This window comes from Brevibacterium siliguriense (assembly GCF_900105315.1).
GTDB lineage: Bacteria > Actinomycetota > Actinomycetes > Actinomycetales > Brevibacteriaceae > Brevibacterium > Brevibacterium siliguriense.
Genome location: NZ_LT629766.1, coordinates 2,091,881 through 2,110,682 on the forward strand (window position 1 = coordinate 2,091,881; position 18,802 = coordinate 2,110,682).

15 protein-coding genes and 2 pseudogenes are annotated in these 18,802 nt (G+C 58.2%); 11 read left to right on the forward strand and 6 right to left on the reverse strand.

The genetic code is table 11. From position 1 onward, the window contains the following. Window positions 1–12 precede the first annotated feature (12 nt). Entirely contained in the window at window positions 13–315 is a 303-nt protein-coding gene (locus BLU88_RS09250) for a YciI family protein (protein ID WP_092012796.1), read from the reverse strand. 154 nt (window positions 316–469) lie between these two features. On the opposite strand from BLU88_RS09250, the gene BLU88_RS09255 reads away from it, so the two are divergent. The 6 genes from BLU88_RS09255 (at window position 470) to BLU88_RS18680 (ending at window position 6,502) form a co-directional block, all read left to right on the forward strand. Further along, window positions 470–1,384, forward strand: a complete 915-nt coding sequence (locus tag BLU88_RS09255; protein WP_092012799.1) for a LysR family transcriptional regulator — start codon at window positions 470–472, stop codon at window positions 1,382–1,384. 205 nt (window positions 1,385–1,589) lie between these two features. Next, the gene (locus tag BLU88_RS09260; RefSeq protein ID WP_231939334.1) at window positions 1,590–2,966 is read left to right on the forward strand and encodes an MFS transporter; all 1,377 of its coding nucleotides are present in this window, start codon (window positions 1,590–1,592) and stop codon (window positions 2,964–2,966) included. A 3-nt stretch (window positions 2,967–2,969) separates the two neighbouring features. Further along, window positions 2,970–4,076 (forward strand): Gfo/Idh/MocA family protein, encoded by a 1,107-nt coding sequence (locus BLU88_RS09265; protein ID WP_092012802.1) that lies wholly within the window; start codon window positions 2,970–2,972, stop codon window positions 4,074–4,076. Beyond that, complete coding sequence (locus tag BLU88_RS09270; protein ID WP_092012805.1) at window positions 4,073–4,921, forward strand: sugar phosphate isomerase/epimerase family protein; 849 nt, start codon at window positions 4,073–4,075, stop codon at window positions 4,919–4,921. The genes BLU88_RS09265 and BLU88_RS09270 overlap by 4 nt, the downstream gene beginning before the upstream one ends. Further along, entirely contained in the window at window positions 4,914–5,807 is an 894-nt protein-coding gene (locus BLU88_RS09275) for a shikimate dehydrogenase (RefSeq protein WP_157689064.1), read from the forward strand. The genes BLU88_RS09270 and BLU88_RS09275 overlap by 8 nt, the downstream gene beginning before the upstream one ends. Window positions 5,808–6,193: 386 nt before the next feature. Continuing rightward, window positions 6,194–6,502, forward strand: coding sequence for a hypothetical protein (locus tag BLU88_RS18680; RefSeq protein ID WP_231939335.1), 309 nt, complete (start codon window positions 6,194–6,196; stop codon window positions 6,500–6,502). Between the two features lie 38 nt (window positions 6,503–6,540). Here BLU88_RS18680 and BLU88_RS09285 read toward each other — a convergent pair whose 3' ends face one another. Further along, complete coding sequence (locus BLU88_RS09285) at window positions 6,541–7,245, reverse strand: GntR family transcriptional regulator (RefSeq protein WP_092012811.1); 705 nt, start codon at window positions 7,243–7,245, stop codon at window positions 6,541–6,543. Between the two features lie 108 nt (window positions 7,246–7,353). Continuing rightward, window positions 7,354–8,133, reverse strand: coding sequence for an amidohydrolase family protein (locus tag BLU88_RS09290; RefSeq protein WP_197678121.1), 780 nt, complete (start codon window positions 8,131–8,133; stop codon window positions 7,354–7,356). Between the two features lie 121 nt (window positions 8,134–8,254). On the opposite strand from BLU88_RS09290, the gene BLU88_RS09295 reads away from it, so the two are divergent. The 5 genes and pseudogenes from BLU88_RS09295 (at window position 8,255) to BLU88_RS09310 (ending at window position 15,361) form a co-directional block, all read left to right on the forward strand. Then, entirely contained in the window at window positions 8,255–8,632 is a 378-nt protein-coding gene (locus tag BLU88_RS09295) for a hypothetical protein (RefSeq protein WP_167356881.1), read from the forward strand. Window positions 8,633–9,674: 1,042 nt separating this feature from the next. Next, window positions 9,675–10,778 carry a DNA cytosine methyltransferase gene (locus BLU88_RS09300; protein ID WP_197678122.1) on the forward strand — a complete coding sequence of 368 codons (1,104 nt, stop codon included), beginning with the start codon at window positions 9,675–9,677 and terminating at the stop codon, window positions 10,776–10,778. A 28-nt stretch (window positions 10,779–10,806) separates the two neighbouring features. Beyond that, window positions 10,807–11,139, forward strand: a pseudogene (locus BLU88_RS19140) (ATP-binding protein); the annotation flags it as partial. Window positions 11,140–11,253: 114 nt separating this feature from the next. Then, entirely contained in the window at window positions 11,254–13,710 is a 2,457-nt protein-coding gene (locus BLU88_RS09305) for an ATP-binding protein (RefSeq protein WP_231939336.1), read from the forward strand. A gap of 1 nt (window position 13,711) precedes the next feature. After that, window positions 13,712–15,361: a response regulator receiver domain gene (locus tag BLU88_RS09310; RefSeq protein WP_092012820.1), complete on the forward strand. Its 1,650-nt coding sequence runs from the start codon at window positions 13,712–13,714 to the stop codon at window positions 15,359–15,361. A 369-nt stretch (window positions 15,362–15,730) separates the two neighbouring features. On the opposite strand, the pseudogene BLU88_RS19180 reads toward BLU88_RS09310, so the two are convergent. From BLU88_RS19180 to BLU88_RS09325, 3 genes and pseudogenes are all read right to left on the reverse strand, one after another. Beyond that, window positions 15,731–16,402: pseudogene (locus BLU88_RS19180) on the reverse strand (IS1634 family transposase); the annotation flags it as partial. Between the two features lie 151 nt (window positions 16,403–16,553). After that, the gene (locus BLU88_RS09320) at window positions 16,554–18,347 is read right to left on the reverse strand and encodes a DUF2075 domain-containing protein (RefSeq protein ID WP_092012823.1); all 1,794 of its coding nucleotides are present in this window, start codon (window positions 18,345–18,347) and stop codon (window positions 16,554–16,556) included. Further along, window positions 18,334–18,651 carry a nucleotide pyrophosphohydrolase gene (locus BLU88_RS09325; RefSeq protein WP_092012826.1) on the reverse strand — a complete coding sequence of 106 codons (318 nt, stop codon included), beginning with the start codon at window positions 18,649–18,651 and terminating at the stop codon, window positions 18,334–18,336. Before BLU88_RS09325 ends, BLU88_RS09320 begins: the two co-directional genes overlap by 14 nt. Window positions 18,652–18,802: the final 151 nt, after the last annotated feature.

An 18,802-nucleotide genomic window follows, 5' to 3' on the forward strand; every position in this document is an offset into this window, starting at 1 on the left:
TGTCTGACCTCCTCAGTTCTTTTCGCCGAGGCGGTCGGCACCGAACTTCGGGTCCCAGGTCTTCACCGTTCGTTCGACGTAGCCGCGCTGCGCGAAAGGATCGGCAGACATCGTTGCTTCCACGTCTTCGGCGGTTTCGCCGCGGATGATGAGCAGGGCGCCCGGGTCGTCGCCGGCCGCGTCGGTGGGCCCGCTGACGACGAGGCGGCCCGAATCGAATAGGCCCTGCAGGAATTCGAGGTGCTTCGGACGATGCTCGTCGCGGCCGGTCTCCGAGTTCTCGGCGTAGGCATAGGTGACGGCGAAAAGTGCCATGAGTGAATCTCCTTTGAGTCGATGTCTGTGTGCCTCAGATACTTCTCGCGGCCGAACTGAACAGCAAGCGTTCTGTGCGATTGATTCTCTATTCATCCGAGACTATGTATGATCAACTACATAAAAATCACTGCTCGGATGGAGGGGGAGGATCGTGGAGATCCGCTGGCTTGAGGCGTTCGTCGCTGTGGCAGAAGAGATGCATTTCGGCCGCGCCGCTGCACGTCTGCACATGGCGCAGTCGCCTCTGAGCCAGGTGATCCGTCGGCTCGAACGCGAGCTGGGAGTCACGCTCTTTGAGCGCAGTACGCGGTCGGTCAGTCTTACTTCCTCGGGAGAGGCGCTGTTGCCCTACGCCCACCGCGTCATCCAGACGCTCGGCAGTGCAGTCGAAGCCACTCGCAGCGCCGAAGGTATGCCGACGGGAACGCTCACTCTCGGCTTCTCGGGAATGCACAATCACCACACCCTTCCTCACATCACGCGCTCGCTGCGCCGCCGGTTCCCCGGAGTCGAGCTCAATCTCGTCGGAGGAGTGCGGACCCTCGACGGGATGCGCCGGGTGCGCAACGGGTCACTTGACGCGGCATTTGTGGGTCTTGTGGGCAATTTCGACGCGCCGTTGCAGTCGCGGGAGATCTCCCGGCAGCGCATCGGAGTGGTCCTCCCCGCCGATCATCGGCTCGTAGAGCGAACTGCACTCGAAATCACCGAGCTGCGGCAGGAGCCGTTCGTTATGGGGCCCGTCGATGGGAATTCGTCGCTGACGATCGTGGCTCATCAGATCTGCCAAGAGGCAGGGTTCAACCCTGAGGTCGCACAGACCGTCAGCGACCCATTCCTCATCCTCAGTATGGTCGCCGCCGGGGTGGGGGTGTCGTTGGTGTCATCCGAGGTCATCCCGGTGCTTCCCGAGGCCACCACGTGGGTCGAGATCAAGGGCCGGCCCCACACGTTCCGGCACGGGCTCGTGTGGTCAAGGGACAACGAATCGGTCGCGCTGACCGCACTGCTGAGCATCCTCGACGATGTGTTCCCCGCGCCAGCTGAGGACGACCAAGGGGATTAAGTGTGCGTCGCACATAGTCTCAGATGAATTACATCCTGGACTTTCAACAATCGGTGCCACAGACTCGAATTCGTGGCGAGGACCACAAGGGCGCGAACCGTCCCGGACTCGTCGGATATCCAGCACGACTGGACGACAGTTGAGAACACCATTGCCGGCGGAGCACACAACGGGGTGCTGATCCGGTCCATGCAAAGGAAGTCCAATGACCATGACCAAACCACCGGCCGCTGGCCCTGAGAGCAGCTCGCAACTGACTCCCGAGCGGCGCCGTAGGAATGCTCGCAACGCAGCGATCTCCGGATTCGCCGGAAGCGCTCTCGAATACTATGACTTCTTCATCTTCGCGACTGCGGCCGCTCTTTACCTCCAGGACTTGTTCTTCCCCGGTGCGGGAGCCAGCGGTCAGCTGTTCTCGCTGGCCACGATCGGCGTCGCCTACATCACTCGACCTTTGGGCGCTGTTCTGTGGGGCCACCTCGGTGATGTCATCGGTCGGAAGAAGGTGCTCATCGCCGTGCTCGTCCTGATGGGCGCGGCGACGTTCGTCATCGGGCTTGTCCCCACCTATGCACAGATCGGCATCTGGGCCCCGATCATCATCGTCGTCCTTCGTCTGGCGCAGGGACTGTCCGCCGGCGGAGAATCACCGGGGTCGTCGGCACTGTCGATGGAGCATGCTCCCGACCATCGAAGAGGATTCTTCACCAGTTGGACAATGGCCGGAATCACCTTCGGCATCGTCATCTCCTCGGCGGTGTTCATTCCCATTCAGCTGCTGCCTGATGAGGCGATTGTGAGTTGGGGTTGGCGGATTCCGTTCCTGCTCAGCGCCGTCGTCACGGTGGTAGCGCTGATCCTGCGCAGGACTCTCGACGAGCCCGAGGTCTTCTCCGAGACGAAGGAGAAGGACGAGGTCGTCAAGGTGCCGGTGTTCGAACTCATCAAGAGCCACCCGAAGACACTGGTGCTGGTGACCGGGATGAGCTTGTTCACCATGGTCAACACAATGGTGAACGTCTTCACCCTCTCCTACGGCACCGAGGTCTCGGGCATTCCCCGCAGCGAAATGCTGACCTTCATCAGCGTCGCGAACCTCATCGCCGTGTTTGCGCTGCCGGCCTGGGCGCATCTGTCGGACAAGATCGGTCGCAAGCCCCTCTTCGTTGCCGGCGTCGTCGTCCAGATCGTCCTCATCTTCGCCTTCCTCGGTGCGTTGGCCAATGGCGATCCGAAGAATACGGTAGTGGTCTGGATCCTCGGAATTCTGCTCGTCGCCGGCGGATATTCGATGTCGAACAGCGTCTACCCGGCATATTTCCCCGAGCAGTTCCCCGCCAACGTCCGCTACAGCGGTATGGCGATCTGCCTGATGATCGGGCTGCTGCTTGCCGGCTTCACCCCCGCTATCGCTGAGTCGCTCTCCGGCGCAGAACACAACTGGATCGCCGTGGCGGCGTTCTCCGGCGTCTGCGTCGCGATCTCCGGGGTCTGCGCACTGCTGAGCCCAGAGACTTTCCGCACCGCGACGGAGAAGCTCGGTCTTAAGGCCGGGTCGTCCGGGACCGCAGGGCAGGCCTGATCGATGCGCACTGCAGGAGACGTCGGGCCGCTGAGAGCCGGGATCGTCGGCTGCGGGGCCATCGCGGGCAACCATGTGAGCGCCTATCGAGGCGTCGACGGCGTCGAGGTCGTCGCCTGCATCGACATCGACGAGGACCGGGCGCGAACCTTCGCGGCTGAACACGCAATCACTCAGCCGGTGAGTTCCCTCGATGAGCTCTTCGACCTCGGCGTCGACGTGATCAGCGTGTGCACGCCGCATCCCACTCATGAAGCAGTCGTCATTGCTGCCGCCGAGCGGGGAGTCCACGTCCTGTGTGAGAAGCCGATCACCATCGACGTGGCCTCTGCCGAGCGGATGGTCGAAGCCTGTGAGCTGGCGGGAATCACTTTCGGCTGTGTCTTCCAGCGGCGGTTGTGGCCTTCGGCGAAGCGGATACGCGCAGCCATCGAAGACGGTCGGATCGGTGAGCCGATCCTCGCCCGCATCGAGGTCCTCCTGCATCGTGACTCCAGCTACTACACGGCCACACCCTGGCGCGGAACCTGGGCCACCGACGGGGGAGGTGTGCTCATGACACAGGCGATCCACTATGTTGACCTTCTTCAGTGGTACTTAGGCGACGTCGAGTGGGTGATGACCGCGGCCGATACGTTCACACACGGTGACCACATCGAGGTCGAGGACACCCTGGCGACCACGATGCGGATGAGCAGCGGCGCCATCGCTCAGTTCACCGCGTCGACCGCGCTCACCCCAGGGCTGGGACAGCGGATCGCGATCACCGGGGCAGCCGGTTGCACCGTCGGTCTGTTCGAGTACCCCGAAGGCACCGAGGCGGTCAACGACGTGTGGGCCGTTCCCGGACAAGCTGCGTACTCCTACCCCTCCGAGATCCTCGCTGACCGCAGCCTCGACCGCATCAATTCGGCGCTGGCTCCCTTCCACGCCGAGCAGATCACCGACTTCGTCGCCGCAGTACGCGCAGGGACAGCGCCCGCAGTGACGGGGGACGATGCGCTGCGGTCGCTGCGGACGATGAGCGCGATGTATCGCTCCATGAGCTCGGGTCGTCCCGAACGCCCCGGTGACCTGCAGCCACTCCACACCGAAAGGACATCCCGATGACCCAGATCGGCATCGCCCACCTCAGCCTGCTCCACCTCGAACCCGATGAGCTCGTTCATGTCACTGCCGAGGCGGGCTTCGACTTCGTCGGGCTGCGAGTCAGGGGAGCGACCCCGGCCGAGGATATTCCCGACCAATCTCCCGGATCTGTCATGTCACGAGCGACGATCGCACGCCTGCAGGACACGGGAGTGCAGGTCCGCGACATCGAGTTCCTCTCACTCGACGGAACCACTGGGCGCGAGGAGTGGATGCCGATGCTCGAGGCCGGCGCGGCGCTCGGTGCGACAACGCTCACCCTCGCCGGTCAGGATTCCGATCTCGATCGACTCGGCGACACCCTGGCTGCACTCGCTGCTGAGGCTGCACCTTACGGGATCACGCCAGCTCTCGAACCGATCAGCTACAACGCCGTGAGCACAGTGGAGCAGGCGCGAGAACTCGCCTTGGCCGCTGGCTGCCATGTGATGCTCGACCCTCTGCACCTGCAGAGAGGCGGAAGTACCCTGGCCGAAGTGGCCGCGCTCGACCCGTCCCTCCTTCCGGCCATTCAGCTATGCGACGGTCCGGCAGAACTGCCAGACCGGATCGAGATCACCGAGCCCCTGCCGAGGGGAATGACCGCCGATGGGGAATCCCGCAAGGTCGAATCCCGGGCACTTCGACTTGTTCCGGGTGATGGCGAGTTCCCGTTGCATGATCTGCTGTGCGCGGTCACTCGCGGCACGCCTGTCAGCCTCGAAGTGCCCAACGCCGGATTGGTCTCCCGCCTCGGGGACCTCGGCTATGCACGACGGCTCAGGGCCTCCGCCGAGGCGGTTCTGGCTGGAGTCGACAATGGCTGAATCCACGAGTTCGACGGCACAGCGTTCGTTCCTGCTCGGCCTCATCGGTACCAACGTCGCCGGATCGCTCACCCCGCCGATGCACGAGGCCGAAAGTCTCCGTCAAGGTCTCTCGCTTGTCTACCGTCCCATCGATCCGTCAATGATGGGCAGCCCGATAGTCGATCAAGCCGGAGAGCCGGACTGGCCGACGGTGGTGGAACGGGCTGTCGACTTCGGGTATTCGGGGTTCAACGTCACTCACCCGGCGAAACGCGGAGTGATCCCCGCGCTCGACGAACTCGATGAGGACGCCGAACTGCTCGGGGCGGTCAATACGATCACGATGACACACGGTCGGCTGATCGGACGTAACACCGACCACCGTGGGTTCACCGAGGCTCTGGCCGCGATCGCCGTGGACCCGAAGCAGGGCGAAGTAGTCCAGGTTGGTGCCGGAGGTGCGGGAGCGGCAGCGGCCTATGCTCTGCTGAGCGCAGGAGTGCCGAGACTGTCGATCACCGATATTGACCCCGTGAGTGCGCAGTCACTCGTCGGTCGCATGTCGGCGGCATTCGACGCCTCGCGCATGCGCGTGCTGGCACCGGAGAAAACACCCGGGGTGATCCGTGAGGCTGTCGGGTTGGTCAACGCGACCCCGATCGGAATGGTCGGTGTCTCCGGTGCCAGCCCGATCGACCTCGATCTGCTGCGCCCCGGGCTGTGGGTCGGCGACGTCATCTACCGACCGCGACGGACACAGCTGGTCGAAGCTGCCGAGGCAGTAGGCGCCCCGGCTTTCGGCGGTGCCCGTATGGCCGTCGGTCAGGCCGCCGCCTCGTTCGAACTCTTTACTGGCCGGGCTGCCGATCACGAGGCGATGCTTGCGACTTTCGAAGGAACGTGACGGGGACTCGCTCGTCCAGATCGCATTCAGCTCTCCCTGATCAGTCTCTTACCTATCCCTACCGGACCCCCCGTCGTCATTTCGAAAGCGGGCCGAGTCGGTCTTGTCGACTTCGGAGCCGTCGGCCGCATCGACAAACGCGACCGTCGTGCCATCGCTCTGCTGCTCATTGATTTCGTCGTCGACTTCGGGTTCCCGATGCCGGCCTCGGTGGCAACAGCCTTCCGGGCGATCAGTACCTTCGTAGGATCGATCACGCGTCTCGTCCCCGGACTCAATCTGCTGTCACTGGTCACCCAGAACGGGAAGATGCTGCTGCGCGAGGTCGGGGACTGGGCATCGACCGCCATGAGCTTGCCCTCTACGCAGCCGCAACCGCCCCACAGATGGCCGAGCTGCCCGGACAGCTCTCGCGTATCGCCGGTCATCTCCAGGACGGCACTCTCGACGTCGGCACGAGTGGACTGAACATCTCGACGATCAAGAACCTCCTGGTCTCCACAGTCGAGCAGTTCATCCAGGTGATCGTGTCAACGGCGCTCATCCTCGGCGGAGTCATCCTCATGGCCGCCGACTTCGGACCAGCTCTGGCTCCTGAGCTCAAACTCTTCACCTATTTCGGCGCCTGGATGCTGCTGGCCGGCAGCATCCAGGCGCCGCACTCGTGTTGGCGTCGGCGCTGCGCCAGCGGATGATGTGGGAAGGGATGGGGTAGCAGAGTGCCAGCCCTATTTCAGCCAGTATTCGACCCTGTTCCACTCGACGAATTCTTCTCGTCAACGTTGATTAAGAGAGCCCGACGCGCCGCAGCCACGTGGTGGCGCATGGCGGCCGATGCAGCATCAGCATTACGAGTCTTCAGGGAATAGAGTATCGTCCTGTGCTCACTCAGCGAGCTCTGTCGCGGGTGAACGGTAGTCAGATCGCGATACTGCCGCATCACCAAAGGGTAGTGAAGTGCATCGACGAACGAGTCCAAGGTGGGTTGCTGTGCTGACTTTCGGACCTGGCGATGAAACTGTCTATTCAACTGGGAATAGTCGGAGGCCGCCTTATCCCTGTCGGCGACGGCCATCTTCTCGCAGATATCGGTGAGGTCCTCAAGTTCCGCATCCGTTGCCGACACAGCTGCCTTGGCAGCGAGAGCTGATTCAAGGACCTCGCGCGCCTCGAGGATGCTGATTGCTTCTTCTATCGAAAAATCCCGCGTACGAACACCGCGATGTGGCTCGCTGGTGAGGTACCCCTCTTGAGCCAGCTTGGCTGTCACCGACCGCACAGTGCCGCGAGAGACATCGAGCAGCTTCGTGAGGTCGGCCTCTGTCAATCGAAAGTTGGGCTCGAAGTGGCCGGCAATGATGAGATCGCGGAGGTGATGGTAAGCCTGAACGAATGGTGTAATCGGCGGCTCAGCCGGAGTGATGACTTCATCGCTCATGGGTAAGTATTCCTCGGACTACGCTGACGTGGCTCAATCGTGTTCAGCCCAACGCCGGATAGAGTCGGGCCGCGGTGTTCTCAAGTATGTCGGCACGAGTATCCGAGGTCAAAGCACCGAGAACACGGTTCGCCAGACCGAGCAGCTCATTAAGCGGTTGCTCCGCTGCAGGACAGATCCCCACGCGATTCGGTCGGCTCCGAACGCATCAATGACAGGGAGGAGAAACTCGGTGGCCTTTTCGCCTGCTTCGTCAAGACCTTCCAAGGTGCGGTGAGTGAGCTTCAGGTGCAATCCGGCATTGCCCGCCAGCGCCGTCAGGCTCGCAGCGGCGTCTGAGAGAGAATCCCGCACCGCTGGATAGCCGCAGTGGTCGAGCAAGATAGTGGCATTCGGAAATCTCTGGAGGAGCTGCGAGAGGACAGGAGACGTCGTCGCGTCCAATCGGAGCTGCAGGCAGACGGGGACAGAGGCGCTGCTGGCTGCTTCCCAGAATTCGTAGGTGCTTTCGTCGGCAAACCACATACCCTGTTCGGACACCGTACTTCCAGTCGTGAAAAGGCGAACACCCGAGAGACCGGATTCGATGCCAGATATCAATCGCTCGCTGGCGTGCTCTGCGAGTGGGTCGAAAGTGCCGACTGCAGTGAAACGGTCAGGGTGGCGTTTTGCCGAGTCGAGCACGTAGCTGTTGTCGTAGCCATACGCGGTAGTGGCCTGAACAAGCACGGCCTTGTCGATTCCGACCTGGTCCATGCGCTCGAGTAGTCCCTCGGCCGTTACTGGACGGTCCTTCGCCCAGACGGATTCCTTCCCACCCAGAGGAGAACGAGGGTAGTTGTCGTGGTCGTCGGAGAGAATGTGGCAATGGCTGTCGATGATGGGCATAGTTGACTCCTATTTTTGTCTGACCGCTCAGCGGTCTTCGTAATCGCCCTGAGCAAACAGGTCGTTGGCATGCTTCTTGCTGAACAGTCCCTGGCCCGCACCGAAGCGAAGCATTGCATCGATGCTGGCACGATTGTTCTCGATTCCATCGGCGACGCCCGAGATGATGTCCTCACTCGATGACATCCTTGGCGACGGTCAGTCGTCGAACCCGCCGACGGTCCGCTCCGAGCAGTTCCCCAAGGGCGTGAAAATCGACACCTGCGAGCTCATCCAGCCCTACGAGGATGGTGAATACGGAGGTGGGGAGTACTACTTCGGCAACGGCAAGACCATGCAGTACCTATCTGCCGAGGACGAGATTCGGCCCGGAGACACGGTCTGCGGCGTCACGACTCCGGACACGGACAGCGGCGATGAGTACTACATGTACCTGCTCCTTAGAGGCACCCCGGACGGCAGCGTCAAGATCTATGAGGCGGGCCGGCAATTCAGTTGATGCAGGGTATTCTTCCGTCGTCTCGTGCCCTGCGCTCGAGCATCCTGAGTAGGTCTGATGTCTGTGAACTTCGAGTCAGAATCGGAGGCTGAAGCCGCCTTGCAATACCACCAGGTGCGAAACATCGTTGACTCATTGGAGAACCTCCGGAAGACTCCCGAGTTCACAGATCCGCTGGCTTAATCCGGTTGAACCCGGCATTCATCGTGTGATCTGGCATTGACGCATGATCTCGTGTGCGATCGCTCGCTGGTGTGGGGTCTTCGAGACTTTGGTTCTATGGCAGGTCCTCAAGATCGTCTTTTGTTGAGGGAGGAGATAGTTCGTGATCACTCGGTGGAGTTCTCAGAACTGGTTGAGTAGCTTCAGGTCGGCCGGTGTGTCGTAGCGGAGGCAACCGACGAGTTCGCGGACTTGAGCCCGTTACTTCTGCTCGACATGAGCACCGTCGCTTTTGTCGACCGCGCTTGACCGCGTGAACGAGATCTTATGATCGAGACAGTAGACCAACTGGTGTCCGTCTAGAGTCGGTTCCGCCCGGGAATATGTTTGGTCTGGTATCAAATCTCATCCGGGCGACATGGCGACTGAGGGAATTGCTCGATTCGTTGCTCGGTACCGCACCGGAGGTTTCTCCATACCGACAGCACGTTTTGGATCCACCACGGGATGGCGAACGACAGTCCAGGTGTGCGGATCCAACAGTAGGCGTCGGCGAGCGCTGAGCGGTAGGGGACGGGTCGAAATGCTGCGGCGTGGCTCGTGGCTACCCGCGCGGGGGTTCGGAAGCAGTGTCCGTCTCCGTTGCTAGACTAGCGTTGCTGGCGTCAGCGAGAGATTGCGGGAAGATGGCAGAATACGAAGTCATGACTACCGACAAGGTGGCAACGCTTCTACGAGCCAGCACTAAGAACGTCCTTGCTCTTGCCGACTCGGAAGCGTTGCCAGGGGAAAGCTCGGAAGAGCGTGGTGCTTTTCCGGTCCGATGTTCTTTCGTGCATACTCGAAACTGGTATTCAACGCGGGCAGAAGGGAGGGGCGCGTGAGCGCAGAACTGGCAGAGACGCAGCAGACGATGAGCGCCGGGCAAAGCATGCCAATGCCTGTCGTCATTGATTTCTTTTCCGGTTGCGGAGGAACTAGTGCAGGCCTTCGAGACGCTGGAATGAAAATCGCCGCTGCAGTCGACTTTGATTCCGCTGCGGCCGCAACCTATCGGGCCAATTTCCCGGGAGCCGAATTCCACGAAGTTGATATTCGTAAACTTGCTCATGATGCCTTCGACCATTTGGTACTTAACGATGCACCGCTGGTGTTTTCCGCTTGTGCTCCGTGCCAGCCGTACAGTTCGATGCGTCCGACCAATTCACAAGCCCGTCCGCAAGAGCGATCATTGCTTCTCACGCTCATCCCGTTTATGGATCGGCTCAGACCCGAGGTGCTCATCGTTGAAAATGTTCCAGGGCTACAGAGGATTCCAGGTGGCTCGACTTGGAATCGGTTCCTTCGATACCTCGCTCGTGCCGGATATTCAACGCGGTGGGAAGTAGTCGACTGCCGCGACTACGGTGTGCCACAGAGACGCAAGCGCTTGGTCCTGCTCGCGTCGCGGCATGGAGAAATCGACTTACCCACACCAACACACGGGGGCAATCGACAGCCCTACTCATCTGTACGGGACTGGATTGGATCACTACCCGATATTCAAGCAGGCGAGACATGCGCAGATGACCCGCTACACCGTTCTGGAGGACTCGGAGAGCTGAACTTGCGTAGAATTATGGCGCTCCCAGAAGGAGGAAGCCGGTTGGAGTGGCCCGACGACTTGTGGCTCGAGTGTCATCGGAACAGCAAGGGTCATCAGGATGCCTACGGCCGAATGCGGTACGACGACACAGCCCCGGTCCTTACGACGAAATGCACGGACATAACCAACGGTAGGTACGGGCACCCTACTCAGCATCGCGCTATTAGCGCTCGCGAAGCAGCTTTGTTGCAGACATTTCCGATGGAATACAAATTTTTAGGTAGTTTGAAGTCAGTTACAAAGCAGATCGGGAACGCAGTTCCCGTGCTTGTCGCGAAAGCAATGGGGGCTCATATCATCGAGCACTTGCGCGACGCCGGGTTTGATATTGATGGCTGAGTTCAGAACGAGCGCGCGCGCTGTCGACATGCTCGGGAGGCAACAGATTGCTGGTATCCCAAGCGCAATCAGTGAACTATTCAAGAATGCTCATGACGCCTATGCTTCGAGAGCTGAAGCAGATTTCATACGGTTCAAAGATGCCTTTGTCATTAGGGACGACGGAGATGGAATGTCCCGCGCGGATTTCGAAGGCCGGTGGCTCACGCTTGGAACCTCTTCCAAGTCAGCGCAGAGCTCAGCTTCCCGCAGTCACACTGGCCCCCGTAGAGCAATCTTGGGTGAAAAGGGAATCGGTCGTCTAGCGATTGCTGCAATTGGACCGCAGACACTGGTTGTGACAAAAGCTGAGGGGTACCCTCGGGTTGCTTCTTTGATCCACTGGGGAGTCTTTGAGCTTGCTCACGCTGGCCTAGAAGAGCTAGTTGTACCCGTCGAGGAACTACCGGAGGGTCAGACCCCCGAAGTGCGGAAGATGGGAGAACGAATTCTCGCTAACCTCCGTGAGCTTATAACTGAGGACGACGTAGGCCTTTACGAACGAATCGAGCAAGATATCTCGCGTTGGGACGAAACGGAGCTGGTCGAGCTAGCTAGCATGGCTGGAGTTGATCTATCATCATTCGACTCCGGCACCGCGTTCGTGATTTTACCTACATCGATGGACCTGGAAGCAGATCTAGAGCCACCGACGCCCAAAGAGGCGGCTCCGCTATTGCGTACTCTAATCGGGTTTGCAAACACCATGACACCTGCGCATAACACCCCCGAGTTGCGCACAGTTTTTCGAGATCATCGGGCTCCAGACAACATTAGCGACCTGATCGAGGAACAGGAGTTCTTCACGGTAGATGAATTCCTGAACGCTGACCACCATTTTCAGGGTCATTTTGACGAGTACGGACAGTTCACCGGAACGGTCTCAATTTTCGGTAGTGAACCGATAGCGTTTCCGCTTGCGTGGAACGCTGCTCGTGGCACCAAGACTAAATGTGGTCCGTTCAAATTGAATCTCGCCTACATCCAGGGCCGTGCCAAACAATCCCGACTCGAACCTAACGACTACTTTCTAATCACTGAAAAGCTGGATCGCTACGGTGGGCTCTATATTTATCGAGATGGAATCAGAGTTCTGCCATACGGCGACAGCCGATTCGACTGGCTCGACGTAGAGCTACGTCGGACAAAGTCGGCTTCGGACCACTTCTTCTCCTATAGACGGATGTTTGGTGCGGTAGAGATATCGCGTGAGGACAATAGTCGCTTACGAGAAAAGGCCGGGCGTGAGGGGTTCGCTACCAACGAGGCGTACCGTCAGTTCCGCGCCATTCTCCAGAACTTCTTGCTACAGGTTGCTTCAGAGTTCTTCCGTGAAGGCGGCGCTCAAGCCGAAATGTACGAAGAAGGACGCATCGCTAACGAGCGTATGGAGAAGGCGCGACGCGCACGAAGCAAGCAGGTTCGTGCGCGCCGCTCGGAGTACAGCGCCGCGTTGGACCGGTTTTTTGACGCCGTTGATGCACGAGTCCCTGAAACACGAGTGGCCGAGATCCAAGCGGACATCGACTCTGCGATCGACAAGGCGCAACGCGACCGTGACCCTTCAACTGGCGCCGATCAGCTGGTTCGGGCCGAGCTGGCCGCGAAGTCGAAACTCCGGGAACTGGCCTCAGACTTTCAAGTGAAGCGACCCCGCGGCGTGGCACTAAGCGCCGACTTGAGTCGTCGTTCGGTGGCATACGAATCTGTTCGTTCCGAAGTATTGTCCTCAGTCCTTGAGTCGGCGGAACGCAAGATAGAATCGGCCCTAGGCGAGGCAGGTCTCGCCTTGGATGCAACTCTGCACCGGAGGCTCCGTTTTGACCAGGCTATAGATGAAGCGGTCTCAGATGCTCGGTCACTTGTGGGTGAGGTAAGACAGGACCTGAGCAAACAGTCGAACGACACTAGTGACCGTGCGAAGAACGCGATAAGAGTTGCTCACCGGCTGCTCGAGGACGTTGCTGTTGGCGTGCTACAGGAGGCCAGTAAGACTGATGTCTCTGGCATCTCTGACGAGGCCTTTACTCTACTTCGGAACTCCCTCGAAGGACGCGTCCGCAGCGTCGCGTCGGCCCAGGCGGAAGAACTTACCATGATTTCGGACCAGTTGAAAGCTGTAGCCTGGTCATCGCAAGACGAGTCGATCGACGAAGTTTCCTTGGTCGACCAAGTCGAGCAACTAGAGGCCCGTGTCGAAGCACTTACCGATCGCGCGGCGCAGGATTTCGAACTTGTGCAGATTGGTATGGCTGTCAACATCGTAACTCACGAGTTTGAGAACAGTGTCAAGTCTGTACGAGATAATCTCCGACGGCTTCGATCCTGGGCACAGCAGAATGCCGGGTTGCGACCTTTGTACTCGGACCTGAGAGCCTCCTTCGACCATCTCGATGGGTATCTAAAACTCTTCACGCCACTCCATCGCCGACTTTATCGTGAGCCTGTGGAAATTCGAGGCGTAGACGTTCAGCGATATCTTCACGATGTTTTCGATAAGCGGCTGAACGATCAAGAGGTCGCATTAAAGATTTCAGACTCGTTCGTAAATATGCGTATTCGCATGTACCCTTCGACCCTTTACCCGGTGATAGTTAATATGATCGACAATGCTATCTACTGGCTCGGCCGATATGCGGGGGATCGAGTGATCTATATCGACAAAATTCCCGGACTAATTACTGTCACGGATTCCGGGCCCGGAATCCGTGCGGGCGACGAAGAAGCCATTTTCGAGCAAGGGTTCTCGAAGAAGCCAGCAGGATCGGGGTACGGATTGTTCGTTGCGCGTGAGGTCCTGCGGAGAGATGGTGCAGATATTTCTCTTAGCGCCCCGGCTGCGGACCGCGGAGCCAGGTTCGAAATAGTCCTCCCAGACGAGAGCGAAGGTTGAGATGGCTACGAGCTTCGAGCGGCACGTGCGTCGTCAGGTAAATGAGTTCCTACAGACGATCTTGATGATCGACGATGAGGCGTTCCGAAGAGAGACTGGGGCGACGACATTGCCTCCTGACGAAAATTGGGACGAATCCGAAGGCGCATCGGTTGGCTCGCCACTCAAGTTGGTAGCGCCGAGTGCTTCGGTTGAAGGCGATGAGCTTGATGTTCAGGCAGTGTCTCGTAGCTTCGCGGAAGAGGCACTCGCGTGCGCGATCTTGTCGCCACAGTCTCTACAGGAGAACGAGGACTTCAGACCAGCCTTTGTTGCTACCGCCAAACGCGCGGACGCGTTGATTCTGGATTGGAACCTCAATGGTGACAACGGTGCGACCGCCGAGAAACTGATTAAGGCAGTACTGCGCAACGACACGAAGTCGCCAAGAAGACGGTTACGGCTACTTACAATTTATACGGGCGAGCCCGATCTCACGCAGATTGCGGAACGTGTCTCGAAGGCGACGACAGAGAGCCTTCCCGAAGACGAACTGAAATGGGACGACGACCGTCGCCGCGTAGCTTTTAGCCGCGGGCCGCTCCGCGTCGCTGTCTTCGCGAAGGAGCATGTGCGAAGTATTTCAACGGAGCTTGCTGATCGTCGAAGGGCGATCCATGAATTGCCTTCTCTCGTCGTTGAAGAGTTCAGTCGGCACAGCCTGGGCTTGGTGACTGCTGCTTCTCTTTCCGCACTGTCTGGAATCCGAAACGATGCCCATCGACTGCTTGCAGCACTGGGGCCGGAGATTGACGGCGCTGTTCTTGGCCAACGCGTTTCCTTACCCCATCCAGAAGACGTCGAACGTCAAGTCGAGGGTTTGATCGCTTCGGAACTTGAAGCTATCGTGCAGGACCACGAAGTTGGTTCCCACGTTGGTCTAAAGCGAATCAGACAATGGCTTAATCACAAAACAGGGCTTGGAGAGCGTGGCATATCTACCTTCAAGTCAATGAACGCTAAGATTCGTCTGCAGCTTCTTGCCGACGGCTTCAGCTCGGAAATGAAAGCAAAGCTACAAGACGCTGGGATAAGTAATAGCAGACAGCGCAAACTCATGGCGGAGGCCACACACCTGTTTGTAGAGTCGCTGGAGGAGAAGCAAAGCTCTGACCAGTTGTTTTCCATGCGTATGTCTCTTCGAAGCCGGTACGCTAAACCTTCTCCTGTCCTTCAACTTGGAACCATCGTCGAACAGGACGGTCTGTACGCAGTGTGTGTTCAGCCGCTATGCGACAGCGTCCGGATAAATGGCTCTCGAATGTTTCCGTTGTTGCCTCTTGAAATTGTCAACGAGGGTGATCGGAGTCCAAGTGACCTGACTGTCCGCGACAGCAACAGCTCAGGCGGATATGTGCGATTGCGGCTGGTGCCCAAGCCATCGCGGATTTTGATGCGTGACTTTGAGAGTAGCGCTTCCGGGACTGTGAAAGTTCGCCGGTATCGGAAGGTCGAACGCTTCTCAGAAGTGAAGGTCAAAGGCCGGGGTAAGAGCTGGCGTTGGGTAGGTGACTTAAAGGCTGATCATGCTCAGCGTATGGTCGAGCGTTTGTCCTCTGAGTTCTCGCGAGTCGGTCTGGAAGAAGCTGAGTCGTTAAGGCAGGGTTGGTAAGTGGGGTCAGAAGAGGAGCGGGATCATGTATACCCAGGATTTCGTGGTGTGATCTGCCTGTTATGAACGCTGGAATCATGCGGAATCGTATGGGGGTCGAGCCCGTCTAGACCCCTGTCGTTGTCTGGGCCCGCTGCCATTGATGGGTGCAGTTATGCGTTCGATAAGTGCAGTCATGGAGTCGGGCAGTTCCCAGCCGCACCATTGCATGACTTTAACATGTTAGCCGGTGAGGGCGGTGACGATGTACTAATTGTTGAAGTCGATCCCATCGAGGATGATCTGATCATCGATCTTCGCGGTCGGCGACATCCTGAGGCTATGATCCAGTACCGGTAGGTATGCCTGTTAGGCCTGAGTTCCACAACTTTAGTGCCCCGAAAATCGGCCCGGCAGTAGCTCAGCCACTATTTCCCTCGCCTGACCAGTGACCTCGGGAGCGAAGGTGATGTCCTGACCACCCACGCACCCAGTGAACTCCCGCAACGGCCGCAAACTCGTGATGATCTTCTTCAACGACACCCCAGTCGCGTCCTGCATGAACCTCGACACGGCCTACGCGGTGAACACGAGCGTCAAGTGCGCCTCGATCGCATCCCTGGTCCGGTGAAAGATCGGCCTGGCCCTCAAGTCGGTCTTCGACATCCGGAAAGACTGCTCGACATGCCACAAATCGTGATAACTGCCGATCACCTCGACAGCCGACATGGTCCGGGCGGGAATGTTCGTCACATAGCCTTTGAACCCTGTCAGCTTCATCGCCCGCTCATAAGCCTTCTCATCGAAGGCCTTCTCCTCATCCGTGACCTTCGCAAACCGGGCCTTCTTCGCCGGCTTCTGCCCGTCGATGATTGCCAATGCCCGGTTGCGATGCAGGTTCAGTGTCTGCTCATCGCGCATCGCCCGTTTGCGCCGGTATTGCCACACCACTCGCCACGCATCCAGATGCTCTTCTACCGACCAGACAGGTTCGCGTCTGGTCTTCACCCGATCCGGGGCGAGTCGCTTCACACCTTTCGGAGTGATCGTGTCGATGATCTGTTAAAGGTTCGCGTGCTAGTCGTGAAGTCATGCCTATTGCGGGTCTCGTGAGTTGGTTTGTGTGTTCGGCTGTTTGGTCTTGTTCATGCCAGGTTAGATTGAAGTGTCAACTGGTTCGGAAAGCACTGAGTAGGCGAGTAAATGTCGTAGATCAGTCGGGACTCTTTCCGGCGGCACGTTGACTGTGTCTTCGAGGTTCTGGGAGTTTGCACGCTATCTCGTTCGGTGAGAAATAGTCTTGAACAAATTCTTGCAAATTCCGATCACAGACATATACGTAGGTACCGCGAATTCCTCGTGTGAGGAGTACGCTATAAATGTTCTTTACGTATTGAAGTAGATCTTCGTCTGTATATGTGATTCCGAGCTTCGGGTTGTTTTCCTGGCCCTTCTTATCGTGATAGTTGTCGCGGTCAAAGATGAGTTTGCCTGCGACCGGGTCGTAGCGGAGGTCGTTGCCGATGATGACTCCGACGTAGTTAAGATCGTAGCCCTGAACGGTGTGGATCGAGCCGACTTCTTCGACGGATTTGGGTGAGTTGATCCAGTCCGTCGTGGTCGTATTCCATCGCATCTGCTGACCGTCGAGTTCGATGTCGTACGCAGTCTTGTCGTTCTTGCTCTTCCACGGCCATGCGTAGCCAGCTACCAACCGAGATAGGCTGTGCTCTTCTTCGCGTCTCTGAAGTTCCCGCCTCATCTCGCCGAGGTCAGTGAACAAGCGGAGCTCGTAGTCTTCGAAGTCCACGTGTGTTGTCGGCGGATTGTCGCTTAGGACTTGTCGAATGTAGCCGACATAGTCTTTGTCAGCCGAGATGCGCATCTGGGTTTGAAGGGGATAAAGTCGGCCAGCTGCTCTAGCTCGCGAGGCCAGCGCTCGAGTCGTGGTCGCTGGTAGATCCGCAGGTCGAACGGTTTGACCGACATCAAGCATGAGGATCGAGTGCCGACTCTGCTTCTGAATCCAATCCAGCTGGGTCTTCTGCGGGTCGTCCCAACCGAAGAGCTTCTTGTTGATCTCAATGAACTTCTTGTTGAGAGGGCCAGACGCCTGATTTGCCCGCTGATTGAGTCGGTGAGCTTCATCGACGACGAGAAGGTCGAACTGGTCGGTGCTTTCGCCTACTTGGAATGGCGTCAAGACCATACCCTTGTTTAGTCCGGGAGTCAGCTTGAACACTTTGGCAATTGAGTCGCGCAAAGATTGCTGAGGGACCACTATTGCGAACTTAAGGGAATTGAGTAGCTCGGCATGCTCAGGAGTGAAGTAGTCACTGAAGATGGAATCGATATCGAGCGGTTCTTCAGAATCGTGACGCCTGATGTCTTCCAGCAGCTTGAGCAGATAGATCGCGACTACCGTCTTGCCCGTTCCTGGATTACCTTCGACAACGACGGTGTTATCAACACCGCTCCTCAAGTCGTCAAAGAAGCCCTCAAGAATATCGTCGACAGCGATGGCCTGATCATGGTTAAGCGCCTTGAAAGGGGAGAGCTTGAACAGATCGCTGTTGATGATCTGCGGAATCGTGCGTTTGAAGAGGTTTTCTTGAGTCCTCAGCTCCTCGAAGATCTGATGGAACGTCTGGTTGTACTTGTCCCGGTTGTAGTACTCGGCGTCGGTGATGCCAGCATTGAGGTTGAGTACCTGTCGACTCGCGTCGCCGTGAACCATCCGAATGAGGAATGACTCGAGATCCAAGCACGCCGACTTGTTGAACGTGTCGTCGAGAACTACTCGGACCGACTGGAGCCGTCGCTTTGAGTCAGATTCAAGGTGCTGTCGCATCCTTCCCTCAACATTGAGGGACTCGCCGATGTACACCTCGCTCTGGTTATTCATTACGTAGACGACGGGCCAGTTTCGGTGCCGTGGGTCGACTGCGCCCCATGCCTTGACCTGTTCCGACTTGAACGGGAACCGCTCGATTCTAAAGCTGGTCATATTTCACACTCCGCCCACGCGCCTTGTCTACGGGATACTTCTCGCGCGTCTTCTCAAGTTTGTCCAAGACGATGGTGTCGGGATCCAGACCCAGCTTGTCCGCGAGCAACATGCAATAGGTCAGCACATCTGCCAGCTCGTCCTTCGCGGAATCGAGGTCAGCGTCTCCCCACTGGAAACACTCGAGTAGTTCTGCGGCTTCGATGGAGACGCTCTTCGCGAGATTCTCGGGTGTGTGGAACTGCTGCCAATCTCGTTCTGCCATGAACTGACGGACTGTGTCGCGAACAGAATCTTCGTACATGGCTTCAAGGTATCAGCGACGCAACGAGATGGGGCAGAACGGTGTAAAACGCAACGATTTAAGCCCTGAACGAGTGAAGCGCCGACACCGTACTGCCTGAGGTCCGCGTTCCGACAATTTGAGCCCGGACTACCTGAACTCAAATAGGAAC